At 71.1% G+C, this 25,588-nt stretch carries 25 protein-coding genes and 1 pseudogene; 16 read left to right on the top strand and 10 right to left on the bottom strand.

The annotated features are described in order from the left end of the window. Window position 1: 1 nt before the first annotated feature. Together C8N24_RS28070 and C8N24_RS28065 are read left to right on the top strand one after the other, a co-directional pair. On the top strand, window positions 2-799 hold the full coding sequence (locus tag C8N24_RS28070; RefSeq protein ID WP_121256400.1) for a phosphatidate cytidylyltransferase: 798 nt from the start codon (window positions 2-4) through the stop codon (window positions 797-799). Further along, window positions 796-1,230 (top strand): DUF6328 family protein, encoded by a 435-nt coding sequence (locus C8N24_RS28065; protein ID WP_121256398.1) that lies wholly within the window; start codon window positions 796-798, stop codon window positions 1,228-1,230. Before C8N24_RS28070 ends, C8N24_RS28065 begins: the two co-directional genes overlap by 4 nt. Here the strand turns inward: C8N24_RS28065 and C8N24_RS28060 are convergent. Then, complete coding sequence (locus tag C8N24_RS28060; protein ID WP_121256396.1) at window positions 1,208-2,143, bottom strand: GlxA family transcriptional regulator; 936 nt, start codon at window positions 2,141-2,143, stop codon at window positions 1,208-1,210. The two genes, C8N24_RS28065 and C8N24_RS28060, sit on opposite strands and share 23 nt — an antisense overlap. 73 nt (window positions 2,144-2,216) lie before the next feature. On the opposite strand from C8N24_RS28060, the gene C8N24_RS28055 reads away from it, so the two are divergent. Then, window positions 2,217-2,783 carry a DJ-1/PfpI family protein gene (locus C8N24_RS28055; protein WP_121256394.1) on the top strand — a complete coding sequence of 189 codons (567 nt, stop codon included), beginning with the start codon at window positions 2,217-2,219 and terminating at the stop codon, window positions 2,781-2,783. A gap of 30 nt (window positions 2,784-2,813) precedes the next feature. Here C8N24_RS28055 and C8N24_RS28050 read toward each other — a convergent pair whose 3' ends face one another. After that, window positions 2,814-3,500, bottom strand: a complete 687-nt coding sequence (locus tag C8N24_RS28050) for a class I SAM-dependent methyltransferase (protein ID WP_121256392.1) — start codon at window positions 3,498-3,500, stop codon at window positions 2,814-2,816. Continuing rightward, a complete protein-coding gene (locus tag C8N24_RS28045) occupies window positions 3,497-4,249 on the bottom strand; it encodes an alpha/beta fold hydrolase (protein ID WP_121256390.1) in 753 nt (250 codons plus the stop codon). The genes C8N24_RS28050 and C8N24_RS28045 overlap by 4 nt, the downstream gene beginning before the upstream one ends. Window positions 4,250-4,298: 49 nt before the next feature. On the opposite strand from C8N24_RS28045, the gene dxr reads away from it, so the two are divergent. The 4 genes from dxr to C8N24_RS28025 all read left to right on the top strand — a co-directional run bounded on the left by dxr (window position 4,299) and on the right by C8N24_RS28025 (window position 10,458). Continuing rightward, on the top strand, window positions 4,299-5,447 hold the full coding sequence (gene dxr, locus C8N24_RS28040; RefSeq protein ID WP_121256388.1) for a 1-deoxy-D-xylulose-5-phosphate reductoisomerase: 1,149 nt from the start codon (window positions 4,299-4,301) through the stop codon (window positions 5,445-5,447). Beyond that, window positions 5,448-6,518, top strand: a complete 1,071-nt coding sequence (locus C8N24_RS28035; RefSeq protein ID WP_121256386.1) for a M50 family metallopeptidase — start codon at window positions 5,448-5,450, stop codon at window positions 6,516-6,518. It abuts the gene before it with no gap. A 9-nt stretch (window positions 6,519-6,527) separates the two neighbouring features. Continuing rightward, window positions 6,528-8,189, top strand: coding sequence for an AMP-dependent synthetase/ligase (locus tag C8N24_RS28030; RefSeq protein WP_121256384.1), 1,662 nt, complete (start codon window positions 6,528-6,530; stop codon window positions 8,187-8,189). An 82-nt stretch (window positions 8,190-8,271) separates the two neighbouring features. Continuing rightward, on the top strand, window positions 8,272-10,458 hold the full coding sequence (locus tag C8N24_RS28025) for a methyl-accepting chemotaxis protein (RefSeq protein WP_121256382.1): 2,187 nt from the start codon (window positions 8,272-8,274) through the stop codon (window positions 10,456-10,458). A gap of 122 nt (window positions 10,459-10,580) precedes the next feature. Here C8N24_RS28025 and C8N24_RS28020 read toward each other — a convergent pair whose 3' ends face one another. Beyond that, window positions 10,581-11,009 (bottom strand): MarR family transcriptional regulator, encoded by a 429-nt coding sequence (locus C8N24_RS28020; RefSeq protein ID WP_121256380.1) that lies wholly within the window; start codon window positions 11,007-11,009, stop codon window positions 10,581-10,583. Continuing rightward, the gene (locus tag C8N24_RS28015; RefSeq protein ID WP_245971991.1) at window positions 11,006-12,418 is read right to left on the bottom strand and encodes a DHA2 family efflux MFS transporter permease subunit; all 1,413 of its coding nucleotides are present in this window, start codon (window positions 12,416-12,418) and stop codon (window positions 11,006-11,008) included. Before C8N24_RS28015 ends, C8N24_RS28020 begins: the two co-directional genes overlap by 4 nt. A 103-nt stretch (window positions 12,419-12,521) precedes the next feature. On the opposite strand from C8N24_RS28015, the gene ispG reads away from it, so the two are divergent. Continuing rightward, window positions 12,522-13,763: a flavodoxin-dependent (E)-4-hydroxy-3-methylbut-2-enyl-diphosphate synthase gene (gene ispG / locus C8N24_RS28010; RefSeq protein WP_121256378.1), complete on the top strand. Its 1,242-nt coding sequence runs from the start codon at window positions 12,522-12,524 to the stop codon at window positions 13,761-13,763. A 54-nt stretch (window positions 13,764-13,817) separates the two neighbouring features. On the opposite strand, the gene C8N24_RS28005 is transcribed toward ispG, so the two are convergent. The 4 genes from C8N24_RS28005 to C8N24_RS27990 form a co-directional block, all read right to left on the bottom strand. Further along, window positions 13,818-14,579: a class I SAM-dependent methyltransferase gene (locus C8N24_RS28005; protein ID WP_121256376.1), complete on the bottom strand. Its 762-nt coding sequence runs from the start codon at window positions 14,577-14,579 to the stop codon at window positions 13,818-13,820. After that, complete coding sequence (locus C8N24_RS28000; protein ID WP_121256374.1) at window positions 14,576-16,093, bottom strand: cellulase family glycosylhydrolase; 1,518 nt, start codon at window positions 16,091-16,093, stop codon at window positions 14,576-14,578. Before C8N24_RS28000 ends, C8N24_RS28005 begins: the two co-directional genes overlap by 4 nt. Further along, window positions 16,090-17,616: a cellulase family glycosylhydrolase gene (locus C8N24_RS27995; protein WP_170179478.1), complete on the bottom strand. Its 1,527-nt coding sequence runs from the start codon at window positions 17,614-17,616 to the stop codon at window positions 16,090-16,092. The genes C8N24_RS28000 and C8N24_RS27995 overlap by 4 nt, the downstream gene beginning before the upstream one ends. 133 nt (window positions 17,617-17,749) lie before the next feature. Continuing rightward, window positions 17,750-18,355 carry a superoxide dismutase gene (locus tag C8N24_RS27990; RefSeq protein WP_121256370.1) on the bottom strand — a complete coding sequence of 202 codons (606 nt, stop codon included), beginning with the start codon at window positions 18,353-18,355 and terminating at the stop codon, window positions 17,750-17,752. 102 nt (window positions 18,356-18,457) lie between these two features. Between C8N24_RS27990 and C8N24_RS27985 the strand changes: the two genes are divergently transcribed. The 8 genes and pseudogenes from C8N24_RS27985 (at window position 18,458) to C8N24_RS27955 (ending at window position 24,437) form a co-directional block, all read left to right on the top strand. After that, window positions 18,458-20,146 carry a proline--tRNA ligase gene (locus tag C8N24_RS27985; protein WP_121256368.1) on the top strand — a complete coding sequence of 563 codons (1,689 nt, stop codon included), beginning with the start codon at window positions 18,458-18,460 and terminating at the stop codon, window positions 20,144-20,146. Next, the gene (locus C8N24_RS27980) at window positions 20,128-20,766 is read left to right on the top strand and encodes a CDP-alcohol phosphatidyltransferase family protein (protein ID WP_121256366.1); all 639 of its coding nucleotides are present in this window, start codon (window positions 20,128-20,130) and stop codon (window positions 20,764-20,766) included. Before C8N24_RS27985 ends, C8N24_RS27980 begins: the two co-directional genes overlap by 19 nt. 62 nt (window positions 20,767-20,828) lie before the next feature. Next, window positions 20,829-21,089, top strand: a complete 261-nt coding sequence (locus C8N24_RS27975; RefSeq protein ID WP_121256364.1) for an RsiG family protein — start codon at window positions 20,829-20,831, stop codon at window positions 21,087-21,089. A gap of 24 nt (window positions 21,090-21,113) precedes the next feature. Beyond that, window positions 21,114-21,182 (top strand): annotated as a pseudogene (locus tag C8N24_RS35745) (zinc-ribbon domain-containing protein); the annotation flags it as partial. Window positions 21,183-21,239: 57 nt separating this feature from the next. Further along, window positions 21,240-21,590: an FHA domain-containing protein gene (locus tag C8N24_RS27970; protein WP_245972046.1), complete on the top strand. Its 351-nt coding sequence runs from the start codon at window positions 21,240-21,242 to the stop codon at window positions 21,588-21,590. Window positions 21,591-21,676: 86 nt separating this feature from the next. Next, the gene (ftsR, locus tag C8N24_RS27965; RefSeq protein WP_245971990.1) at window positions 21,677-22,369 is read left to right on the top strand and encodes a transcriptional regulator FtsR; all 693 of its coding nucleotides are present in this window, start codon (window positions 21,677-21,679) and stop codon (window positions 22,367-22,369) included. Beyond that, the gene (locus tag C8N24_RS27960) at window positions 22,366-22,887 is read left to right on the top strand and encodes an adenine phosphoribosyltransferase (protein WP_121256360.1); all 522 of its coding nucleotides are present in this window, start codon (window positions 22,366-22,368) and stop codon (window positions 22,885-22,887) included. Before ftsR ends, C8N24_RS27960 begins: the two co-directional genes overlap by 4 nt. Further along, entirely contained in the window at window positions 22,884-24,437 is a 1,554-nt protein-coding gene (locus C8N24_RS27955; protein WP_121256358.1) for an FAD-binding oxidoreductase, read from the top strand. Before C8N24_RS27960 ends, C8N24_RS27955 begins: the two co-directional genes overlap by 4 nt. Here the strand turns inward: C8N24_RS27955 and C8N24_RS27950 are convergent. Next, the gene (locus tag C8N24_RS27950) at window positions 24,434-25,585 is read right to left on the bottom strand and encodes an RNA polymerase sigma factor (protein WP_121256356.1); all 1,152 of its coding nucleotides are present in this window, start codon (window positions 25,583-25,585) and stop codon (window positions 24,434-24,436) included. The two genes, C8N24_RS27955 and C8N24_RS27950, sit on opposite strands and share 4 nt — an antisense overlap. Between the last annotated feature and the right edge of the window lie 3 nt (window positions 25,586-25,588).

Below are 25,588 nucleotides of genomic sequence, written 5' to 3'. Positions count from 1 at the left end.
CGTGTCCGACGTCATCAACCGGGTGTTGGTGGCGATCCCCGCGGTGGCGTTCGCCGTCCTGATCATCTGGCAGGGCGGGTGGGTGTTCGCCGCGGGCATCGGCCTGCTGGCCGTGATCTGCGTGCACGAGCTGTCGGTGATGCTCGAGCGCGCGCGGCCGGTGCGGCTCGCGGCGATGCTCGGCGTGCTCGGGCTGGTCGTCGCCGGCACCGCGGGCGATGAGCGCCAGGTGCTGCTCGCGCTGGCCGCGACGGTGCCGGTGACGTTCGCGCTGGCCGTCGCGATGCCGCAGCGCGAGCGCGTGACCGCGTCGATCTCCGCGACGCTGCTGATCATCGTCTGGATCGGGCTCGGCGTCGCGCACGCCGCCATGCTGCGCGGGCTCGACCACGGCGGCGCGCTCGTCGTGATGATCCTGCTCGGCACGTTCGTGGGGGACACGTTCGCCTACTTCGGCGGGCGCGCGTTCGGGCGCCGCAAGCTCGCGCCGGCGATCTCGCCCAACAAGACGGTCGAGGGCCTGCTGTTCGGCGTCGTGATCGGCACGCTGATCGTCTGGTACTGGTCGCGCACCTACTCCGACGACGGCTGGATCTCGGGCGTCGACGGCCTCCTGCTCGGCCTCACCGTGGTGATCGCCGCACCGATCGGTGACCTGTTCGAGTCGCTGATCAAGCGCGACATGGGTACCAAGGACACCGGGACCCTGTTCGGGGCCCACGGCGGCGCGCTGGACCGCGTGGACGCCGCGCTGTTCGCGCTGGTCGCCGGCTACTACGTGTGGCTGCTCTTGGCATGAACGAGGAGGAGAAGCGCGACCGCCAGATGATGGAGCTCCTCAACGAGCTCCGGGTCGCGCTGCCGGGGGTGCAGTTCCTCCTGGCGTTCCTGCTCACCGTGCCGTTCGCGAACCGCTTCGAGCAGGTCACCGCGTTCGAGAAGACGGTGTTCTACGCGGCGCTGCTGTGCACGGCGGCGTCCGTCGTCTTCCTGATCGCGCCGTCGGCCACACACCGGCTGCGCTTCCACCAACGTGACCGCACGTTCGTGATCGAGTCGGCGAACAAGTACCTGATCGCCGGCCTCGCCTGCCTGGGCGTGGCGCTGATCCTGGCGCTGACGATGGTCACGTCGTTCCTGTACGAGAGCTGGATCGTGATCGCCGGGCCGGGCGCGATCGGGCTGCTGCTCGTCACCGTCTGGATCATCAGGCCGCTGTCGCGCGGCTGAACGCGCGGCGGTACGCCGTCGGGGTGACGTGGACGTGCCGGCGGAAGTGCTTGCGCAGGTTCGCGGCGGTGCCGAACCCGCATTCGGCGGCGATGTCGTCGATCGAGGCGGACGTCGTCTCCAGCGCCGAGCGGGCGGCGTCGACGCGCCGCGCCAGCAGCCAGCTCAGCACGGACGTGCCGGTCTCGGCGTGGAAGCGCCGCGCGAACGTGCGCTCGGACACATGCGCGTGGGCGGCGAGCGCGCGGACGGTCAGGGGCTCGTGCAGCCGACCGAGCGCCCAGGCGCGCGTGCTCGCGAGCGACCCGCCCGGGTGCTTGGGCACGGGCTGCTCGACGTACTGCGCCTGCCCGCCGTCACGGTGCGGCGGCACGACGATCCGGCGCGCGATCGACGCCGCCAGCGCCGCGCCGTGGTCGCGGCGCAGGATGTGCAGGCACAGGTCCAGTCCCGCGGCGACGCCGGCGGACGTCAGCACGTCGCCGTCGTCGATGTAGAGCACGTCGGGCTCCACCTCGACGCGTGGATGGCGGGCGGCGAGGTCAGCGGCGTCGCGCCAGTGCGTCGTCGCACGCCGGCCGTCCAGCCGGCCGGCGGCGGCGAGGGCGAAGGCGCCGGTGCAGATCGAGACCATCCGCCCAGGCGCGGAGCGCAGCGCGTCCAGCACGGACGGCTCGAGCGCGCGCAGGTGCGGCGAGAAGCCCGGGACGATCACCGTGTCCGCGCGCGCGAGCGCCTCCAGCCCCGCCTCGCCGATGACCGTGAACCCCGCCGTCGTGCGCACGGTCGGCGTCGCCGCGCACACGGTCACGCGGTAGGGGACCTCCTCGTAGTTGCCGAACACCTGCGCGGGGATCGCCAGGTCGAGCGGGACCACCGCCTCCAGCGCCAGCACGGCCACCTCATGGAGCATTGGCCGGATCGTACCGGACATTGGCATTCCTGCCACTCGCGCCGGACCCCGCGCTCCGGCGACGATCGTCGGCATGACGATCGAGATCCTGCTGTTCGACGGCTTCGACGACCTGGACGCGTTCGGCCCGTTCGAGGTCTTCCGCACGGCCGGCCGTGACGTCCGCTACGTCACGGTCGAGCCGGCGGGTCGCGTCACCTCCTCGCACGGCACGACCGTCGTCCCGCACGGCGTGCTCGGCGACCCCGACCTGCTCGTCATCCCCGGCGGCGGCTGGAACGATCGCGGCGGCGCCTACCGCGAGGCCAAGCGCGGCGTGATCGGCGCCAAGCTCGTCGAGCGCCACGCGGCCGGGCGCCGGATCGCCTCCGTGTGCACGGGCGCGATGCTGCTGGCCGAAGCGGGTCTGCTGGCGGGCCGTCGCGCGATCACGCACCACACCGCGATCGAGGACTTGCGCGCCGCCGGTGCCGACGTCGCCGAGGACGAGCGCTACGTCGACGCCGGCGACATCGTCACCGCGGGCGGCGTCACCTCGGGCATCGACATGGCGCTGTACCTGCTGGGCGACGACGCGCAGGCCGTCAGGCGGGAGATCGAATGGCCGGCCCCGCCTCGCTCTGCGGGCTCGTTGGGCTGAGAGTCATGGCCCTGGAGGCCAGGACTCCCGCTAGCCGGCGCCGCGAACCGCTCGGAGCATGAGGAACATCGGGACGGTGCGAGCGGGCTCCACCGGCGACGCCGGCTCGCGCAGCGCCGCGATCACGAAGCCGGCGGCCTCGAGCGCGCGAACGTAGGCCTCCAGCGGCCGTGTCCAGCCTTTGAAGTGCATCGTCAGGCCCGCCCGGGCGAACGTCCCATCGTACAGTCCCGGTTGTACGTACGGTTTGTCGATGACGAACGAGCGTCCGTCGTCGGCCAGCCGCCCGACGTCGGCTATGGGGTGCGTGATCGTGATGCAGAAGGCGCCGCCCGGGGCGAGCACGCGCTCGGCCTCGCGAACCGCGCCGGGCATGTCCTCCATGTCCATCAGCGAGTTGTAGGCGACCACGAGGTCGAACTCGCCGTCCTCGAACGGCAGCGCCGACGCGTCCGCGAGCAGGTACCGGCCACCGCGATCGGCGGCCCGCGCGGCCTCCAGCAGCGGCAAGGAGGCGTCGATGCCCGTCACGTCCCAACCGCGCGCGGCGAGGTCCCGGCACACGCGGCCCTCACCGCAGCCCACTTCCAGCGCGCCCCCGCCGGGCGGCGGCACCAGCTCGAAGAACGCGTCGCGATAGGACCAGTAGACGTCGTGGCCGGGCGTGCGCGCCCACGCGATCCAGTTCGCCGCCTGCTCCTCCCAGTGCGCGCTCATAGGACGGAGGCGAGCACGTCGGGCCGATCGACCGGCACGAACGAGTACGAGTCCTCGACCTCGACCACGCGCGCGTCGGCGAACAGCGCCGCGAGCCGGTGGCCGAGCTCGATCGGGAAGCAGCGGTCCTCGGGTGGCCAGACGATCACGACCTCACCCCCGAAGGCCCGCAGCTTGGGCGCCACATCCAGCGTGATCGACGGCGAGCACGCCGCCGCGAAATGGGCGGCGTCGCGCAGGACCTCGAAGTCGCGGAGCGCCGGCGTCCCCCAGCGGGCGAGGCGTGCCGCGTCCACGCGCTTGGTCAGCCACCCGAACGCGATCGGCAGCCGGCGGGCGGGGCTGAACCGCAGCGGCTCCAGGAACGCGCGCATGAGCAACGGCACGCGTCCCAACCGGAACAGCGGCTTGAACAGCGCCGGCGGGAACACCTCCAGCGCGTCGCACGGCGTCAGCACCAGCTTCGACACGCGCGTGGCGTCGCGCGCCACCACCAGCTGCGCGAGCGTGCCGCCCGTGTCGCAGCCGACCAGCGTCACGTCGCGCAGGTCGCGCCGCTCCAGCTCGCCGACGATCCACGCGGCCACGCCCGCGGGCGTCTGCTGCGCGCGATCGGGCACCGGCGTCGTGTGCGACCCGAGCGGCAGCTCCAGGACGACGCACTCGCGGTCCGGGAGCCGCGCCACGACGTCATCCCACAGGGTTCCGTCGACCATCACCCCGTGCAGGAACACGATCGGTCCAGGCATGCGCGAACCTTATCCGGCCCACATCTCGCCCCTGCCACACTGAGGCACCGTGAAGCGGCTTCTCATCCTGGGTTCCACGGGATCCATCGGCACCCAGGCGCTCGACGTCGTCAAGCGCGCCCCCGAGCAGTTCGAGATCGTCGGCCTGAGCGCCGGCAGCAACCACCTCCCGCTCGTCCAGCAGGCGATCGAGCGCGGCGTCAAGCGGATCGCGCTGACCGACGCCGACGCGGCCGCGCGCGCCGCCGAGAACTGGACCGGCGGCGAAGTGCTGTCGGGTCCGGAGGGCCTCGTCCAGCTCGTCGCGGAGTCCGGCGCCGACCTCGTGCTCAACAGCATCGTCGGCTCGGCCGGCCTGGGCCCGACGATCGTCGCCCTCACCGAGGGGATGGACGTCGCGCTCGCCAACAAGGAGTCGCTCGTCGTCGGCGGCGAGCTCGTGACCGCGCTCGCCGAGGCCACCGGCGCCCGGCTGATCCCGATCGACTCTGAGCACACCGCCATCCACCACCTGCTCACCGGGGAGCCGCCCGGGGTGGTCGACAAGCTGATCATCACCGCGTCCGGCGGCCCGTTCCGCGGCCGCAAGGACCTGCAGCACATCACCGTCGAGGAGGCGCTCAACCACCCGACGTGGCGGATGGGCGGCAAGATCACGATCGACAGCGCGACCCTGATGAACAAGGGCCTCGAGGTGATGGAGGCCCACCACCTGTTCGGGACGCCGTACGACAAGATCGACGTCGTCGTCCACCCGCAGTCGATCATCCACGCCATGGTCCAGCTGTGCGACGGCTCGACCAAGGCGCACATGGGCTATCCGGACATGCGGGTCGCCATCGGCTACGCGCTCCACCACCCGGACCGCGCGGATCTGCCGATCAAGCCGCTGGACCTGATCGAGCTCGGCCGGCTGGACTTCGAGGCACCGGACCTCGAGACGTTCCCGTGCCTGCGGCTGGCGCGCGAGGCGGCCGTCGCCGGCGGCACCGCGCCGTGCGCGCTCAACGCCGCCAACGAGGTCGCCGTCCACGCCTTCCTCAACGGCCGGCTGCCGTTCGTCGGCATCCCGCAGGTGATCGAGGGCGTCCTGGACGAGCTCGGCTCGCGCCGCGTGCACGACTTCGAGGCGCTGTACGTGACCGACGCCGAGGCGCGTGAGATCGCCGCCGACCTGATCGAGCAGGTGCACGCCTAGATGAGCTGGCTGCTCGCGTTCGTCGGCTTCGCCGCGCTGATCATCCTGCACGAGGCCGGCCACTTCTTCGCGGCCAAGGCCGTCGGCATGCGCGTCGAGCGCTTCAGCCTGTTCTTCCCGCCGCTGATCGCGCGCAAGAAGCGCGGCGAGACCGAGTACGCGATCGGCTCGATCCCGCTCGGCGGCTACGTGAAGATCACCGGCATGAACCCGGCGGAGGACATCCCGCCGGAGCACGCGCACCGCGCCTACTACCGCCAGCCGGTGTGGAAGCGGATCGTCGTGATCGGCGCCGGGCCGCTGGTGAACATCGTGCTCGCGTTCGTCATCCTCGCCGGCGTCTTCATGGCCCGCGGGCCGGTCGAGCCGCCGCTCGTGGTGGGCGCCGTCCAGGCCGGCACGCCCGCGCAGGGCAAGCTGCAGGAGGGCGACAAGGTGCTCGCCGTCGACGGCAAGCGCCTCACGGGCAGCTACCAGGACCAGATCAGCGCGGTCACCAAGGGCGTGAACTCGCACAAGGACCGTGGCGCCGTGTCGTTCACCGTCGACCGCGGCGGCCGCGAGGTGACGATCACCGGCAACACGTTCTACGACCCCGAGACCAAGCGCAACCGCTTCGGGTTCGGCTACGACCAGGAGGCCAGCCGCCAGGACGTCGGCCTGTTCGACTCCGCCGGCGTCGCCGTCGACCAGATGTGGGTCGTGACCTCCACGACGGTCAGCCACATCGCCCAGATCTTCAAGGCCGAGAAGCGCGAGGAGCTCGGGAGCGTCGTCGGCGGCTACGAGCAGACGCGCCAGACGATCAAGGAGAACGACGCGGTCCTCACGTTCTACGTGCTCGCGCTCATCTCCCTGAGCCTCGGCGTGATCAACCTGTTCCCGTTCCTGCCGCTCGACGGCGGGCACATCTTCTGGGCGCTGGCCGAGAAGGTCCGTGGCAAGGCGATCCCGTTCAGCGTCATGGAGCGCGCCGGGTTCGTCGGCTTCGCGCTCGTGCTGATGCTGTTCGTGATCGGCCTCAGCAACGACATCGACCGACTGCAGAACGGCGGCTTCGGCATTCGGTAGCGTCGTCCCATGGGGGAGAGACGCTCAGTGCACGCGTCCACGATCGCCGAGGCGTTCCGCCTCACGGTCGAGGACGACGCGGACCGCATCGCGGTCCGCACGAAGGACGACGAGATCGCCTGGACGTGGAGCGAGCTGCAGGCGCGCGTGGACGCGTTCGCCGGCGGGTTGCAGCGCCTGGGCGTCGGGCGCGGCGACACCGTCGCGCTGATGATCTGCAACCGGCCTGAGTTCATCGTCGCCGACCTCGCGACCACGATGCTCGGCGCGACGCCGTTCTCGATCTACCTCACGTCCGCACCGGACCAGATCGCGTACGTGGTGGGCGACGCGGGCGCGAAGGTCGCCGTGGTCGAGGCGCCGTTCGCCGACGTGATGCGCCCGCTCGTCGAGCACGTGCTCACGGTCGAGGAGATCGAGGCGCACTCGGTCGAGGGCTTCGAACCTGACTGGCGCGCCGTCGCGCCCGACGACATCCTCACGATCATCTACACGTCGGGCACGACCGGCCCGCCGAAAGGCGTCCAGCTCTCGCACCGCAACGAGATGGCGGCGGTCGACGCGGTCGAGCGGCGGGTCGGCTTCCCGGACGGCTCACGCGTGATCTCGTGGCTGCCCAGCGCGCACGTCGCCGAGCGCACCGCGCACCACTACCTCCCGATCGTCTACGGGATGACGATCACGACCTGCCCCGACCCGCGCCGGATCGGCGAGTGGCTGCCGGCGGTCAAGCCGACCTGGTTCTTCGCCGTCCCGCGCGTGTGGGAGAAGCTCAAGGCCGGGATCGAGGCCAAGCTGGCCGACAACCAGCAGGCGCAGACGGTGCTCGGCGCCGCGAAGCAGGTCGTCGAGCTGCGCCAGGCCGGCCGCCCGGTGCCGGACGCGCTCGAGAGCGCGGTCGAGCTGGGGGAGGAGCAGCTGTTCGCGCCGCTGCGCGCGGCGATCGGGCTCGACGAGGCGAAGCTGGTCAACGTGGGCGCGGCGCCGACGCCGCGCGAGGTGCTCGTCTTCTTCCACGCGATCGGGGTCCCGCTCGCCGAGATCTGGGGCATGAGCGAGACGTGCGGCGCGGGCGCGTCCAACCCGGAGGAGCGGATCAAGATCGGCACGGTCGGCCTGCCGTCGCCGGGCGTGGAGCTCAAGCTGGCCGAGGACGGCGAGCTGCTCGCGCGCTCGGCGGTGGTGATGGTCGGCTACCGCAACCTGCCCGACAAGACGGCGGAGGCGCTGGACGACGACGGCTGGCTGCACACCGGCGACGTCGCGACGATCGACGAGGACGGCTACGTCACGATCGTCGATCGCAAGAAGGAGCTGATCATCAACGCGGCGGGCAAGAACATGTCGCCGGCGAACATCGAGGCGGCGCTCAAGGGCGCGTCTCCCCTGATCGGCCAAGCCTGCGTCGTCGGGGACGGGCGCCCGTACAACGTCGCGCTGCTCGTGCTCGATCCGGATTACGCCGCCACCGTCGGGGACGCCTCCCGCGTCGTCGCCGAGGCCGTGGAGGCCGCCAACGCGACGCTCTCACGGCCCGAGCAGATCAAGCGCTTCACCGTGCTGAACGGCGATTGGGTGCCCGGCGGAGACGAGCTGACACCGACGATGAAGCTCAAAAGGGCGCCGATCTTCCAGAAATACGCGGGAGAAATCGAAGCCATGTACTCATAAAGACGGCTCAAGCCTGGACGTGTCGGTCCGATTCCTGAGGTCAAGTTCAGATCAAGGCAACCTCAAGGAGAGACCGCCACCCATGCCCAAGCTCCGATCACTGCGCAGCAAGATGCTGGCACTGATCCTCGTTCCTGTCATCGTCGCGCTGGCCGCGGTGACGTTCATCGCCATCTCGAAGGCCGGTGGCGCGCAGAAGGAGTCCTCCTACTCGGAGCTCAACCAGCGCACCGCCGTCGAGGCCTCGAAGATCGACACCGGCGTCGCCAACGTGCTCGGCATCGCCAACACCGCCGGCATGATCTTGTCCACGAGCAACGATCGCGCCGACGCCACCGCCGGCCTGTCCGCGCTCATGACCGCGAACGCGCAGAGCGTCGTCGCGGTCTACGGCGGCACGCTGCCGAACAGCTTCAACGCCGACGCGGCCCACAAGGGAGATCCCGGCACCGCCGCCGACGGCTCCTTCCAGCCGAGCGCCGCGCTCGTGGAAGGCGGCAAGATCGCCGTCACCGCCAGCAAGGACGGCCTCGCGGGCGCGCAGGCGTACGTGAAGGACCCGAAGCCGGGCGCGCAGGAGCCGATGGAGTACGAGGGCGCGATGTACGTGACCTACCAGGCTCCCGTCACGCGTGGTGGCAAGATCGTCGGCTACGCGGGCACCGCGAGCACGCTCACCGCGATCGACAAGGCGCTCGGGGACATCAAGGTCTACGACACCGGTTACGCGTACCTCGTCTCCGGCAAGGGCGTGCTGCTCGCCAGCCCGGACAAGTCCAAGACCGGCAAGGTCAGCCTCGCCCAGCTCGCCGAGACCACGGAGAACCCGGAGCTCAAGCAGGTCGCGGACTCGATCGCCGCCGGCAAGGACGGCCAGCTCGAGACCAAGGACCCCTTCACGGGCAAGGAGATCGTCCTCAGCTGGAACAAGATCGACGCCGCGGGCTGGAGCTTCCTGACCGCCGTCCCGAAGTCCGAGGTCCTCGCGCCGGTCAAGAGCCTGCAGAACACGCTGTTCATCGTCGGCATCGTCGCGCTGATCCTCATCAGCCTGGTGATCCTGTTCGTCTCGAACCTGCTCACCAAGCCGATCCGCACCGTCACCGAGGCCGCCGAGCGCGTCGCCAAGGGCGAGGTGGACGTCCAGATCGACGTCACGACCAGCGACGAGATCGGCCAGCTGGCCACGTCCTTCGAGAGCACGGTCGAGTACCTGCGTGAGAAGGCCGTCGCCGCCGAGGCCGTCGCCGACGGCGACCTCACGGTGCACGTCGAGGAGCGCTCCGACAAGGACGTGCTCGGCAAGGCGTTCAACCGCCTCGTCGACGACCTCCGCGGCATCGTCGGCCGTGTCCACAGCACCGCCAACGGCGTCAGCGACGCCTCCAAGCAGATGGCCGGCACCTCCGACGAGGCCGGTCGCGCGATCCAGGAGATCGCGGTCGCCATCGGCGAGGTCGCCGAGGGCACGAACATCCAGGTCCAGAAGGTCGAGGCCGTCCGTGAGGCCGCCGAGCGCGTCGCGGGCACCGCCCGGGACAGCGCCGAGCGCGCCCAGGAGGCCGCCGGCGAGGCCGAGAAGGCCAAGGGCATGGCGACCGAGGGCCTCGTGGCCGCCGGTGAGGCGTCCGCCGCGATGAGCGGCCTCGCGGAGTCCGCGTCCGGCGTGACCGGCGCGATCGAGACGCTGGCCGCCAAGTCCGAGAAGATCGGCGGCATCGTGACCACGATCACCGGCCTGGCCGAGCAGACCAACCTGCTCGCGCTCAACGCCGCGATCGAGGCCGCTCGCGCCGGCGAGCAGGGCCGCGGCTTCGCCGTCGTGGCCGAGGAAGTCCGCAAGCTCGCCGAGGAGTCGCAGTCCGCGGCCGGCGAGATCGCGGGCCTCATCAGCGAGATCCAGCGCGAGACGACCGACGTCGTCGCGATGGTGGCCGACACGGCCGAGCGCACCGAGGGTGGCACGCAGACGGTCGAGCGCGCCCGCGCGGCGTTCGAGGCCATCGGCGCGGCCGTCGACGAGGTCACGGCGCGCGCCGCGGACATCGCGGGCGCCGTCGAGGCCCTGTCGCTGGACGCGAACCAGATCGCCGACGACGTCGTCGGCGTGGCCACGGTCGCCGAGTCGGCGAGCGCCTCGAGCGAGCAGGTCTCCGCCTCGACGCAGCAGACCAGCGCCTCGACGCAGGAGATCGCCGCGTCGGCGCAGGACCTGGCGGGCACGGCGGCCGAGCTCGAGCAGCTCGTGTCCACCTTCCGCCTGTCCTAGCCCGAAGAGAAAGTCAGCGGCCGACCACGCGGTATCGCCGTGGTCGGCCGGAGTACTCCAGTGTGCCGCGCCGAACGCGCGGCACACTGCGTGGAGACCCCCATCCTGAGCGGGGGTTGTCCCTACCTCCCGAAGCCGTCCAGCAACCCGGCGAGCGAGCGCATCACCTTCGATGCCGCTTCCAGCTCGTGGTCGCTGTAGACGCTGAGGACCTCCCGCGTGCGCGCCTCGATGTGGGCGCGTCGCGCCGCGAGGATCTCGTGGCCCGCGTCGGTGAGGGAGACGATCACCTGCCGGCGGTCCTTCTCGCTGCGGTGGCGTTCGACGATCCCGCCCTGCTCGAGCTGGTCGAGCATCGCGGTCATCGACGCGGGGGAGAGGTCCGCGCGCTTGGCCAGCTCGCCCGCGGTGCACGCCTCGCCGCGTTCGAGCTGGAAGAGCGCGCGCACCTGCGTGGCCGACAGGTCGCCGGGGCGGTGCGGGTCGCGGCCACGCAGCCGGCGCTCGGCGGCGAGCAGCTCGCTCATCGCGGCGCGGACCTCGTCGGTCATGCCAGCACCAGCTCCGGCTCGCGCTCGGTCACGCGGCGGCGCTCGATCACGGCCAGCATGATCGTCGGCAGCAGCGCGACGGCGCCGATGCCGATCACCCACCCGAACGTGTGGGCGAAGCTGCCGGCCATCACCGCGGGCGCGCTCGACGTGAATCCCTTCTGCAGCACGACGGTGAGGATGGCGGTGCCGATCGACCCACCGACGCGCTGGAGGACGTTCAGCTGCGGCGTCGCGTCCTTGATCGCCTCGGGCTCGAGCGTCGCGTAAGCGGCGGTCATGGCCGGCATCATCGACATGCCGATGCCGAACCCGCGCACGACCATCGCGGCGGCGAGCAGGGTGAGCGGCGTGGCTTCGTCGATCAGCACGAACGGCAGCGTGGCGACGATCATGACGCTCGCGCCGAGGACGCTGGTGAGACCGCCTCCCAGGCGCTCGGTGACGCGGCCGGACAGCGCCATCGCCAGCGCGGCGCCGATGCCCTGCGGCATCAGCAGCAGGCCGGTGGTGACCGCGTCCTCTCCACGGACGAGCTGGAAGTACAGCGGCATCAGGACCATGCCGCCGAACAGCACGGCGCCGAGGGCGAACGTGGTGACCGAGGCCGAGGCGAACGCCTTGTTGGCGTACAGGCGGACGTCGAGCAGCGGGTTGGGGATGTGCAGCGCGCGGACGACGAACGTGGCGACGAGCGCGACGCCGGTGAGGGCGGGAACGAGGACGGCGGCGGCGGTCATCGAGCCGGTCGTGCCGCTCTCGGCGAGGCCGTAGGTGATGCCGACCAGGCCGGTGGCGACGAGGGCGAGGCCGATGGCGTCGAGCTTCTCGCCGGCACCGGCGATCTCGTCACGCGGCAGGAGGCGAAGCGCGGCGACCGCGGCGACGATGCCGACCGGCACGTTGACGAAGAAGATCGCCTGCCAGCTGATGTGCTCGACGAGCAGGCCACCGAGCGTGGGGCCGAAGACGGGGGCGAGGATGATCGGCACGCCGATCGCGCTCATCACGCGCGCCATGTTGCCCGGGCCCGCGGCACGGACGAGGACCATCTGGCCGATCGGGACGAGCAGGCCACCGGCGAGGCCCTGCAGCACGCGGGCGCCGATCAGCGTCTCCAGGTTCCAGGCGAACCCGCAGAGCGCGCTGCCGGCGGTGAAGAGGATGAGGCTGAGGACGTAGAGACGGCGCGCGCCGAAGCGGTTGACGGCCCAGCCGGACACCGGGATGACCGCCGCGAGCGCGAGCATGTAGCTGGTGACGACCCACTGGACGTCGTCCAGCGGCGAGTCGAGCTTCACCGACAGCGTCTCCAGCGCGACGTTGACGATGGTCGTAGAAAGGACGGACATGATCGAGCCGAGGACGACGGCGATCGCTATCCGCTTGACGTGGGGTTCGAGGGTCACGGGTTCACTCCAAAAGATTCGATACCGAAATATTAGCTACGGAACCTTTCGGCTTCAAGTCATTTACACCTGAGCGAGGGGTGCGCCTCTAGACTGGTGTCCAATGGCTTCCAAGCGCTCAGTGACCGTCGGTGGTGTCCAGATCGGCGGGGGCGCCCCGGTCGCGGTCCAGACCATGACCAAGACCGAAACGGCCAACCTGCAGGCCACGATGGACCAGATCCGCCGCGTCGCCGACGCGGGCGCGGACATCGTGCGGTGCGCCGTCCCGCGCGAGAAGGACGTCGAGGCGCTCAAGACGATCGTGCGCGAGTCGCCGATCCCGATCATCGCCGACATCCACTTCAACCACACGCTGGCCCTGAAGGCGATCGACGCGGGCGCCCACTGCATCCGCATCAACCCGGGCAACATCGGCGGGCCCGAGAAGGTCGCCGAGGTCGCCGACCGCGCCAAGGCCGCGGGTGTGCCGATGCGCATCGGCGTCAACTCCGGCTCGCTGCCCAAGCACCTGCACGAGCTCGAGATGACCAACCCGGTCGAGGCGCTCGTCACGGCCGCCACCGAGTTCGTCGACCTGATGGAGCGCCTGCGCTTCGAGGACTTCAAGGTCTCGATCAAGTCCACGAGCGTCCCGAACACGATCGCGGCGAACCGCCTGCTCAGCGAGCGGATCGACTACCCGCTGCACCTCGGCATCACCGAGGCCGGCACCAAGTGGTCCGGCTCGCTCAAGAGCGCCGTCGGCCTGGGCACGCTGCTCGCCGACGGCATCGGCGACACCATCCGGATCTCGCTGTCGACGTTCCACGCCGAGGAAGAGGTCAAGGTCGCCTGGGAGATCCTCAAGGCCCTGAAGCTGCGCGAGCGCGGCCCGGTCCTGATCGCCTGCCCGACCTGCGGCCGCCTCCAGTTCGACATGGACTCCGTCGTCGCCGAGGTCGAGCGCCGCCTCGAGGCCTACGACGACCCGATCGAGGTCTCGGTCCTCGGCTGCGCCGTCAACGGCATCGGCGAGGCCCGCCACGCCGACTTCGGCATCACGGGCGCCAAGGACATGGGCATGATCTACTCGAAGGGCGAGCCGATCAAGAAGGTCCGGACCGAGAACCTCGTCGACGAGCTCTTCGCCGAGATCGACAAGTACTACGCCTCCGGCAAGACTGTCACGCGCGACGCGGCCGCCGCCGCGGAGGCCGCCGCCTGGCTGGCCGAGGAAGAGGACGCGACGGCGATGACGCCGGAGCGCCTCGCCGCCCTCGAGCTCGAGAAGGCCAAGGCCGACGCCGACGCGATCGACGAGGCGCTGAGCCCGGTCGCGGGCCGCCGCTTCACCCGCGCCTGAGGGGCGCGAGGCGAACATGAAGGTGCCAGGCACCTTCATGTTCGCGGCCGGCTTCTAGGCCGTTTCGGCCAGCACCGCGTAGTGCACCGTGAAGAACCGCTCCGCGCTCGGTGCGTGGGCGCGGTGCGACGCGGCGCGCACAGCCCACTTGGCGGCCGCGGCCACGCGGGCCTTGGCGGAGTCGGCGAAGAAGGCGTGATGCTCGCGGGCGAGCGGGTCGGCCAGCTCGGCGACCGGGCGCACGCCCGCGCGGCGGGCCAGGGCGCGCACGGCCGCGCGGTCGAAGGCGTGGAGGTGGCCGATCGAGGCCGAGATCGCGCGCTTGGCCGGGCGGGCCGCGGAGCGGTTGTTCTCCAGCGGCACCTCGACCAGGACGTGCTTGGCCACGCGGGCCGCCTCGGCCAGCAGGGGCTCGGGGTCCGGGACGTGCTCGAGCACGTGGGAGAGGATCGCGAGGTCGTACGTGCCGTCCTCGACGGGGATCCGGGAGCCGTCGTACGCCTCCAGCCGCTCGACGCGCGCGATGTCGCGCCCGCGGGCGATCTCGATCGCGGGCGCGCTCAGCTCGAAGCCGTCGAAGCGGGCGGCGGGCCAGCGGTCCGACAGCGCGCTCAGGAGCGCGCCGTCGCCGCAGCCGATCTCGACCACCCGGGCGGGGGTGAGCCCCGCCCGGGAGCACAGCTCGGAGGCGTGAGCCGCCTTCGAGCGCGCGCCGATCGCCCGCCACCGGCCCATCTTGAGCCGGTGCTCATGGTCGTCCAGCGAGTAGCCGGCCGTGTAGAAGGCCGCGGGGTCCTGGCGCGCTTCGATGCTCATGACGTGGTGGTGAGAGCCGCCGCGGCCTTGTAGCGGCTCTTCTCCTTCTTCGAGAGGTCGATGATGCCCGAGGTCCGCGGCTGCGGGTTCGGGTCCAGCAGCGAGGGCTTCGGCGTCCACACGTACCGGTACGACGCGCCCGTCTTGAGCGTCCGGCGGTAGGAGAACGTGCCGTCCGCGCTGGTGTTGCGCGTCGTCAGCGTCTTGAACTCCGACGAGCCCTTCGCGCGCTCCTCGATCTTGACCTGGCCCTGCGCCTCGGCGCGGACCTGGCCCCAGAGGAGGCCCGACTTCGCGCCCGGCTTCTGGTCGATCACGAACGGCGAGGCCATGATCGACAGGACCGGCTTCGGACGGCCGTCGTTGAAGCGCAGGCCGGTCTGCCAGCCGGAGTACCGCTTCGTGCCGCTGCCGAGGTTCTGCACGCGCTCGTCGTCCCACTGGTAGAAGGACAGGCCGCGCACGCGCTTGGTCGCCCAGGCGATGTAGGACGCCTGCTGCAGGTACTTGGTCTGCAGCGTGGTCGAGATGCCCGAGGACGGGTCCGGCGGCGAGGTCTCGTAGCCGAACTCGGTCAGGTGGATCGTCTTGGAGATGCTGATGCGCTTGCGGGCGCGCAGCTTGTCGATCGTCGTGAACAGGCGCTTGAGGTCGCCGAACTGGGCGGCGTCCTGGTCCGGGTTCACGCGGTCCGGCGCGTACTTCTGCGGGTGCGGGTGGTAGCCGAGCGTGTCGCCCTTGGCTGCCTTGAAGCCCTTGCAGCGCCCCGTCTTGATCGACTTGTAGCGATCGTCGACGCAGCCGAACGAGCGCAGGAACGCCAGCGGACGCATCGGCGTGTCGACGCTGATCGGCTTGTTGCCGACCGGCGCGAGCTCACCGATCACGACCTCCGCGCCGGGATCCGCGGCCTTGACGACCGGCTGCGCGGCGCGCACGAGCGAGCGGTAGATGTGCGGCGAGACCGGCTGGTACTTGCCGCTGATCTTCTCCCACTGCGGTTGGAGCCAACCCTTCTGGTTGGGCTCGTTCCAGATCAGGTAGCGGTCCACGTCGGCCTTGTAGCGCGTGGCCGCGGCCTTCGAGAAGTCCGCGAACTCCTTCGGCTCCGGCTTGTAGCGCGGGTTGCGCTTGGCCGGCTCCGAGCTCGACCACAGCGGGCCGGGGCCCGTCAGCGTGAGCATCACGCGGATGCCCTGCGCGCGGACCATCGCGATCGCGGCGTCCAGCTTGGCCCAGTCGTACTGCGGGTCGAGGTGGTTGCCGGCGTCGAAGCCGGACGGCTTGGTGGTGGAGCTGTCCGCCGGCGCGATCTCCCACCAGCGCGCGTGGATGCGCACGACGTCGACGCCGAAGTTCTTCCACGCCTCGACCGCCGCGGGCGCGAGGTGCTGGTTGGAGAGGATCAGGCCCTCGTCCTCCATGCCGACCTCGAAGGTCGCCGCGTGGGCGGCGGGCGCACCCGCCGCTGCCAGCGCTGCCGCCGCCGCGGCGGCCATCACGAAACGCTTCACTTGCTCGCTACCTCCGCCTGGCGCGACGTCACGTCGCCCCACTTGAGCCGCCACGTGCCGCCCGTGTCGGGCAGGTCCACGGTGAAGATGCCGTTCGCGGACGTGACGGGCACGCTCTGCACCGTCTTGAACGCCGACGACCCGGCCGGCGCGTTCTGCACGTCCACAGTACCGGCGGCTCCCGGCTCCAACGGGCGAACCTGCCCATAGACGGTCACGTTGGAGCCCTTCTTGGACACCCAGATCGGCAGCTTGTAGGCGTCGTAGGACGGCTTGCGCGCGCCACCGTTGAAGAGCCGCAGGCCCATCTGGAAGCCGGCGCCGATGCTCTGGTCGTCGACGATCTTGTACTGCGCGACGGTCTTGACGCGCTTGTTCTTGTACGCGATCCAGTCCGACTGGTTGATGTACTCGGACTGCTGCGCGTCGGTCACGGCGAAGATGTCGTTGACGCCGGGCGGGTTGGTCTGCCAGCCGTGCTCGGTGAAGTGGACCGGGAGCTTGCTCGGGATGCGCTTGCGCTTGCCGGCCTGGTCGAGCAGCCTGGTCAGACGCGAGGCGACGCCGATCGTGATCTCGCCGGCGTTCGTCTTCGACAGCGGCGGCCGCGAACCGCCGCGCGTGTACGGATGGTGCGCGTAGCCGTTGATCGCGAGCTTCTTGTAGCCCTTGCAGCCCTGCTCCTTGCCTTCCACGCCGCCGAGCGAGCCGCCCGACTTGGAGAGGCAGAACACGCCGCGCAGGAACGTCTCCGGCGAGGTCTTGGTGATCTTCTTCGCGCAGCCCTTGGGTGCGCGCAGCTTGCGCTGAGCCGAGCAGCCGGACGGATCGTCGCCGAGCGGCGCGGTCTCGCCGAGCCAGATCTGGTCGGTCGTCGTCTTGTGGCCGGTGGCGCGCAGCGACGAGATCGCCGACTTCGCGAGCGAGCGGTACAGCGACGCGGACTTCTGGACGGCGACGCCGCCCACGACCTCGTACTGCGGCTTGAGCCAGGAGCCGAGGTTCGGCTCGTTCCAGATCGACCAGTACTTGACGGTCGGGTACTTGGTGCCGAGCGCGCGGACGAAGTCGCCGAAGAGCTTGGGGTCGGGCTTGCAGACCTTGCGGGCGGCGACGGAGCCCTTGCAGCGCGACGCCCAGGCCGGGATCGGGCCGGTCGGCGTCAGCAGCACCTGCATGCCGCGCGCCTGGGCACCGGCGACGAACGAGTCGAGCATCGCGAAGTTGCCGCCGTAGGACTCGGGCTTCTTCCCGTTGAAGCCTTTGGGCTTCTTCGTCGAGTTCGAGGAAGGAGCAACGCGGGCCCAGATCACGTTGGCGCGGATGAGGTCGGCGCCGAGGGCCTTGGCCTCGTCCAGGGCCTGAGCCTGGACCTCGGGGCCCGACTCGAGCATCAGCTTCTCATCCTCGATGAGGGACAGCTGGTCGGGGGCGGCCAAAGCGGGGGCCGTGGGGAGGGCAGCGGTGCACACTGCGGCCACGGCGAACAGCCGCCGGGCGCGGCGTCGGCGAGTCTCAGTCATCGAGAACATTCCAACGCCCCGCCCGGACGGGAGTTGCGGAATGGGCGGAAACTAACCGCCCTTAACCAGAATTCGCGAAGCGATTCTGAAGCGACCGAGCCAACCGGCGGAGCCGGCTAGCCCGGCTCGCCGACTACTTGGCGGCGGCGTAGAGCTCCGCGACCTTGCTCCAGTTGACCACGTTCCAGAAGGCGTCCAGGTAGTCCGGGCGCTTGTTCTGGTACTTGAGGTAGTAGGCGTGCTCCCAGACGTCCGCGCCCAGCAGCGGCGTCTGGCCGGCCGAGAGCGGCGTGTCCTGGTTCGGGGTCTTGGTGACCGCGAGGCCGGAGCCGTCGTACACGAGCCACGCCCAGCCGGAGCCGAACTGCGTGACGCCCGCGTCCTTGAACTTGGCCTTGAACTCGTCGAACGAGCCGAAGGCGGCGTTGATCGCCTCGCCCAGCTCGCCGTCGGGCTCGCCGCCGCCGTCGGGCGACAGCCACTCCCAGAACAGCGCGTGGTTGTAGTGACCGCCACCGTTGTTGCGCACGGCGGCCTGCTTGTCGGCGGGCAGCGCGTCGAGGTTCTTGAGGACCTCCTCGATCGGCTTGCCGTCGAACTCCGTGCCTTCCAGCGCGGCGTTGACCTTGTCGACGTAGGCCTGATGGTGCTTGTCGTGATGCACCTTCATCGTCGCCTCGTCGATGTGCGGCTCGAGCGCGTCGTACGCGTACGGCAGCGCGGGAACTTCGTAAGCCATGTGGGATGTGCCTCCCGGCGGGTTCGAACTCTGCGTCGGTTCCTGCGTTCTATCACCGCAGCCCGGTCCGTAACCCCCGGGCACTAGGCTTCGGGCCTCGCTATGACCCGACTGAGCCAGTACTTCCTTCCCACCGAGAAGCAGCCGCCCGCCGATGCGGAGGCGCTCTCGCACAAGCTGCTCGTCCGCGCCGGACTCATCCGGCAGGTCGGCGCCGGCCTGTGGAGCTGGCTCCCGGCGGGCTACCGGGCGCACCAGAAGGCCGTGCAGATCATCCGTGAGGAGCTGGACGCGATCGGCGCCCAGGAGATGCTCATGCCGGTCCTCAACCCGGCCGAGATCTGGCAGAAGTCGGGCCGCTACGACGCGATCGGCGGCGAGCTGTTCCGCCTCAAGGACCGGCGCGGCGCCGACATGGTGCTGGCGATGACGCACGAGGAGATCGTCACCACGCACGTGGCGCAGGTCGTGCGCTCCTACCGCGACCTGCCGCAGATCCTCTACCACTTCCAGGTCAAGGAGCGCGACGAGCCGCGCCCCCGCGCCGGCGTGCTCCGCACCCGCGAGTTCATCATGAAGGACTCGTACACGTTCGACCGCGACGCGGCGGGCCTGGACGTCGGCTACGAGAAGCACCGCGAGGCCTACGACAAGATCTTCGACCGCTGCGGGCTCGAGTGGTACCGGGTGGACTCGGACGTCGGCATGATGGGCGGCACCGGCGCGCACGAGTACATGGCGCCGTGCCCCGCGGGCGAGAACGACGTCGCGCTCGCGCCCGGCTACGCGGCCAACGTGGAGGTCGCGTCCGCGACTCCCAAGCCCGTCGAGCTGCCGGCCTCACTGGACGCCCCCGAGGTGTTCGAGACCCCCGGCGCGACGACGATCGAGGCCGTGTCGAAGCTGGCCGGCGTGCCCGCGGGCGCGCTGATCAAGGCGTTCCCGATCATCGTTGGCTCCGGCGAGCTCCGGCTCGTGCTCGTCCGCGGCGACCACCGGGTCAACGAGATCAAGCTCGGCAACGCGCTCGGCGCTCCGTTCCGCCCCGCGCACGAGGCGGAGTTCGCGGACAAGATCGGCCCCGCCGGCTACATCGGGCCGCTGGGCGTCGAGGTCCCGATCCTGCTCGACTCCGCGCTGGACGGCGACTCCTACATCGCCGGCGCGAACGAGGCCGACAAGCACGTCCGCGGCGTCAACCCGAAGCGTGACTTCACGTTCACCGAGGTGGACGTGCGCACGGTCGAGGCGGGCGACACGGTCGACGGCCACGAGATCCGGATCGAGCCCGCGATCGAGATCGGCAACATCTTCAAGCTCGGCACGCGCTACTCGGTGCCGCTGGGCGCGACCTTCCTGGACGAGGACGGCACCTCCAAGCCGGTCTGGATGGGCTCGTACGGCATCGGCCCCGCGCGCATCTGCGCCGCCGCGGTCGAGCAGTTCGCCGACGAGAAGGGCATCTCGTGGCCGCGCGCGCTGGCGCCGTTCGACGTGCACCTGGTCGGGCTCGGCAAGGCCGGCACCGACGAGCACGCGCTCGCCGAGAAGCTCTACGAGGAGCTGCGTGCGGTCGGGCTGGACGTGGTCTACGACGACCGCGACGGTGGCCCCGGCGCGAAGTTCGCGGACGCGGAGCTGCTCGGCTGCCCGCTGCGGCTGACGATCGGCAGGCGTACGATCGAGGCCGGCGAGGTCGAAGCGCAGGTCCGGCGCGGGCGCGAGACGCGCTCCGTCCCGCTCGAGGGGGCGGCTCAGGCCGCGTACGACCTGTGGAAGACACTCCCGTAGAACGAGCCAAGCTGACGTTCCGGCGGCTGTCCGGGCTCGATCGCTCGGGCCCGCCGCCGCCGGAGACGCTCTCCGACGCGCCGCTGCGCCCCTGGACGATCCCGAACGCGATCGGCTACATCCGGCTGCTCATGGTGCCGGTGTTCCTGGTGCTCGCGTTGCAGTCGGAGTCCGGGACGGACGCGCTGCCCGCGGTCCTGTTCGCCGTGATCGCCTGGAGCGACTACCTGGACGGCATCGCGGCGCGCGTGACCGGCCAGTACTCGCGCATGGGCGCGCTGCTGGACCCGCTCGTGGACCGGCTCCTGATCTTCGCCGGCGTGATCGTGTGCTGGCACTTCGAGCTGCTCCCGCGCTGGGCGCTGCTCGTCCTGGCCCTGCGCGAGCTGTTCATGCTGGGCCTGGCGCGCTACGCGATGCACCGGAAGGTCGAGCTGAAGATCAACTGGCTCGGCCGGTGGGGCGTCTGGCCGGTGTTCAGCGCGCTGTTCTTCGCGTTGTGCAATGTCGACTGGCTCGCGCTAGCGTGCCTTTACGTCGGGTTGGTGCTGGTACTCGGCTCGACTGTGCAGTACGTTCGTGATGGTCTGCGCATGGCGCGAGGCCAAGGCTCTACTTGAGCCTTACGAACGCTATGCTTCCCCTTCCGTCTCGTCGCCCAGAGGAGAGGACTCGCTCACAGATGGACACCTTCCCCGATCTCGGTTCACTCTCCGACCAGGAGCTCAAGGACCTCATCCAGCAGCTCACTGACGAGGAGCAGGAGGTGTCCTATCGCCGTCGCATCCTGCACGGCAAGATCGACATCTTGCGCGCCGAGCTGGTGAATCGCCTCCGCAAGAAGCATGAGGGTGGCGAGGAAGTCATCTCCGGTGCCGACGTCCAGCGCCTGACCGACATTCTCGCCGGTCGCGCTTCGGGCGCCGGCGACGACACGATCTAAGCCGCACGGGGAGGCCCGGCCAGCTTGGCCCGTCACTGCCCAGAGTGTGGGTTCGTCGTCACGGAGGGAGCGAACTACTGCCCGCGTTGCGGCGCGTACGTCGGTACGCGCGAGGAGACGCGGGACAAGGACGCGACCACCGCGACGTACATGATCGACGACAAGACCGGCGAGTTGAAGCCGGTCGACGTCGGTGATGTCGCGGCGGCCACAGGCGCACTCGTCATACGCTCCGGCGGCGGCCGGGTCGGCCAGTCGTTCCCGCTCGAGGGCGACCGGCTGGTCATCGGCCGCTCGCCCGACGCCGCGATCTTCCTCGACGACGTCACCGTCTCGCGCGACCACGCCGTGCTCGTGCGGCGGTCCGGTGCGTGGTTCCTGGACGACTCCGGCTCGCTGAACGGCACCTACGTCAACCGTCGGCGGATCGAGTCGCACAAGCTCGAGGACGGCGACGAGCTGCAGGTCGGCAAGTACAAGCTCACCTACCTCGCGCGCTGAGTGTGGCTGTGACCGACGACGCCGCCCTCGCGAGCGAACAACCGAAGGATCCTCCGCGTCAGGCCAAGTCCCTGACCATCGGTGCGGTGTGCAAGGGGCTCCAGCAGGAGTTCCCGGACATCTCGATCTCCAAGATCCGCTACCTCGAGGACCAGAAGCTGGTCACGCCGCGGCGCACGCCAGGCGGCTACCGGCTCTACTCGCCCTCCGACGTGGCGCGGCTGCGGACGATCCTGCGCCTCCAGCGCGACGAGTACATGCCGCTGGCCGTGATCCGGCAGGAGCTGGCCTCGGGACGGACGGTCGAGGACGCCTCGACGGCGCCCGCGGCGACCGACGGCGCGGCTCCCCGCCCCAGCGGTGGCTCCCCGCGCCGGATGTCGGTGTCGGTGCGTCCGGGCGGGTCGACGTACTCGCTCGAGGACGTCGTCGAGGACACGGGCGCCGAGGCGCGGCTCGTCCAGGAGCTCGAGGACTTCGGGATCATCAAGGGCGAGCTGCGGGGCAACACGCGCTACTACGACGAGACCGACCGCGAGATCATCCGCGCGGTGCGCGAGCTGGCCGCGTACGGCGTGGCCGGGCGCAACCTGCGCGTCTTCAAGTCCTCGGCCGAGCGCGAGGCGGCGCTGCTGAACCAGATCCTCGCCCCGGCCCTGCGCTCGCGCAACCCGGACCGTCGTCGCGAGGCGATGGACGCGCTCGAGAACCTCGCGGCGGTCGCGTCGCACCTGAAGCACCTGCTACTGATCCGGGATCTGCGGCGGATCGCCGGATGAACCTGGACGCGTACATCCGCGACATCCCCGACTTCCCGAAGCCCGGGATCGTCTTCAAGGACATCACGCCGCTGCTGCTGGACCCGGCCGCGTTGGACGCGGCCGTGCAGGCGCTGGCGGCGTGGGCACGGCCGCTGGAGGTCGATCTCGTGGTGGCCGCGGAGGCGCGCGGGTTCATCCTCGGCGGCGCGCTGGCGCGGGAGCTCGGCGTCGGCTTCGTGCCGGCCCGCAAGCCCGGGAAGCTGCCGGGCGAGACCGTCTCGGCCGAGTACATCCTCGAGTACGGCGTGGACGCGCTGGAGATGCACGCGGACGCGCTGGAAGGCGGCGCGCGGGTGCTGCTCCACGACGACCTGCTGGCCACGGGCGGCACGGCCCGCGCGCTGGTGGACCTGGTGCAGGGGCGCGGTGCCGTCGTCGCCGGGTTCGGCTTCCTGGTCGAGCTGGCGTTCCTGGAGGGGCGCTCCAAGCTCGACGGGATCGACGTGCAGACGCTCATCGCGTATTCGGGCGAGTGAGGCGCGAGCAGGTCTTCTGGGGCTGGGGCGAGCCCGGGGCCGGGCCGTCGCTGCCCGAGCACGCGGGTGAGATCCTGCGGTCCGAGCTCGGCGTCTCGGGTGAGGTCGTCTCCCGGCCGGTCGAGCTCGACGCGATCGCGCTGCCCGCGCCCGCACTGCCCGCCGGGCTGCGTGAGCGGATGGAGGCCGTCGCCGAGGTGCGCGACGACGTCGAGGCCCGTGTGCTGCGCTCGCGCGGCAAGTCCTACCTGGACCTGCTCGCCTCGCGGGCGGGTGACTTCGCGTCCGCGCCGGACGTGGTCGTCATCCCGCGGGACGCCCGGGCGGTGGCCGCCGTGCTGCACGCGTGCTCGGAGTACGGCGTGGCCGTCGTGCCGTTCGGGGGCGGGACGAGCGTGGTCGGCGGGCTCGCGGGGGAGCGCGGGCGCTGCGCGGCGCTCGTGTCGCTGGACCTGGGGCGGCTGGACAAGGTCGTCTCGATCGACCCGTGGTCGCTGATCGCGGTCTTCGAGCCGGGAATCCGGCTGCCGGAGGCGGACGCGGCGCTCCGCGCGCAAGGGCTGATGCTCAGCCACGTGCCGCAGTCGTACGAGTGGGCGACCGTCGGCGGGTGCGCGGCGACGCGCTCGGCCGGGCAGACGTCCACCGGGCACGGACGGATCGACGAGCAGGTCGTCGGCGTCGCGTGCGTGGCGCCCTCGGGAGCCCTGTCGACGCTGGACGCCCCGGCCTCGGCCGCCGGGCCCTCGCTGCGGGAGCTGGTCCTCGGGTCCGAGGGGACGCTGGGCGTGATCACCTCCGTGGCGCTGCGCGTGCGGCGGCGGGTGGAGGCGTCCTACGACGCGTGGTCGGTGGAGTCGTTCCTCGCCGGCGCCGAGCTGCTGCGAACGCTCGAGCAGGACGGGATCGCGCCCGACATCGCGCGGCTCTCCGACGAGGAGGAGACGCGGACGTCGCTGGCGCTGGCCGGCACCGGCACGGTCGGGCGGCGGCTGCTGGGCGGACGCTGCCTGCTCGTGTGCGGCTGGCAGGGCGCGACGGGACGGGCCAGCGCGGCGCGCAAGCTCGTCCGCGGGGGCGCGCTGCCGCTGGGGCCGTCGCCGGGGCACGCGTGGGAGAAGTCCCGCTTCGCCGGCCCGCACCTGCGCGACGACCTGATGGACCGCGGCGTGCTCGTCGAGACGATCGAGACGGCGACGACGTGGAGCAACCTGGAACGGCTCTACCGTGCGGTGCTGGCCGCGCTTCCGGGGCTGCACGTCGGCTGCCACATCTCGCACCTGTACCCGACCGGCGCGTCGCTGTACTTCACGGTGCTGGGCGCGCAGTCCGACGACCCGGTCGCGCAGTGGGGCGCCTTCAAGGCCGCCGCCTCGCGCGCGATCGTCGCGGCGGGCGGGACGATCACGCACCACCACGCGGTCGGCCGTGACCACGCGCCCTACCTCGGCGACGAGGTCGGCGAGCTGGGGCTGGAGCTGCTGCGCGCGGTGAAGACGCGCTGCGACCCGGCCGGGGTCATGAACCCCGGCAAGCTGCTCCTGGACTAGCCGCCGGCCGCGGCAGTGGGGAGCGGGCCGGTGACGATGACCTTGCCCGGCTCCTTGGCGCCCTTGGCGTCGAGCGTGATGGCCATGCTGTCGTAGGTCTGCAGCCACTGGACGAACGCGTCGGTGTCGTCGTTGCCCGGGCCGGCCGCGGTCAGCTGGCCGTCCCTGCCGACCGGCGCGTTGACGTCGCCGAGCAGCAGCGGCTTGCCCGACTTGCGCGTGAGCCAGATCGAGTACCGCTCGCCGTCGGCGTTCGGCTCGATGCCCTGGCCCGCGATCGCGAAGCGCACCGTGTCGTCGCCGGCGCGGAACAGCTGCCCGAGCGCGATCGCGCTCGACCCGGCCGGGCCGCGCAGCGCGAACTGCGCGGTGCCGACGGCCGTCGTGGCCGGCGTCGCCGTCTGGGTGGGCACGTCGGAGCCGGTGGACGCGGTCTCCGGCTCGTCGTCGCCGCGCAGGAGGACGAACGCGATGACGACCGCGACGACCACGACCGCGGCGCCGATCAGCAGCGCGCCGCCGAGCCGCGACGAGGAGCCGCGCTCGTCGTCCGCGCGGCGCGGGCGCGCGTCGTCGTCGCGGTCGGCCGGCTCGGCCGCGCGGTGGGCGGGCCGCGCCTGCGCCGCGTGGTCGCGGCCGGCCGGGGCCGGCGGGTCGTCGTCGAACCCGAAGTCCGGGATCGCGCGCGCGGCCGCGTCGTGGCCGGCGCCTGCGCGCAGGGAGTCGTCAGCCGGCGCGGGCTTGCCGCGCTTCGCCTTGCCGTTCACGCGCGCGGGCTCCGCGTCCGGGCTCGTGGGCAGGGCCGGCACGGCCTCGCCGCCGGCGGCCTCGCGCAGCGGGGCGGCCACGGTCGCCGCCCAGGCGTGGGCGGTGGGGTCGCTCAGGAGGAGCTCGCGGGTGCGCTTGGCGTGCGCCTCGGACTGCTGCCCGAGCAGCCAGTCGGCGATCTCGCCCGACCGCGTCGGGGCCGGCAGGTCCGGTGCGAGCGCGGCCAAGCCGCCGCGGGCGCGGGTGCGGATCGTCTCCTCAGGCATCCCGAGCAGGTCGGACAGCTCGCCGTAGGACCGTCCCTGGCGGAGGACGAGCTCCACGGCCGCGCGCTGGTCGGGCGCCAGCCTGTCGAACGCGGTGGCGCGGCTTGCCGGCATCGG

It is taken from the genome of Solirubrobacter pauli, assembly GCF_003633755.1.
GTDB lineage: Bacteria > Actinomycetota > Thermoleophilia > Solirubrobacterales > Solirubrobacteraceae > Solirubrobacter > Solirubrobacter pauli.
Note: the sequence above shows the minus strand (reverse complement) of the source record. Positions and strands in the feature narration are given on the sequence as shown.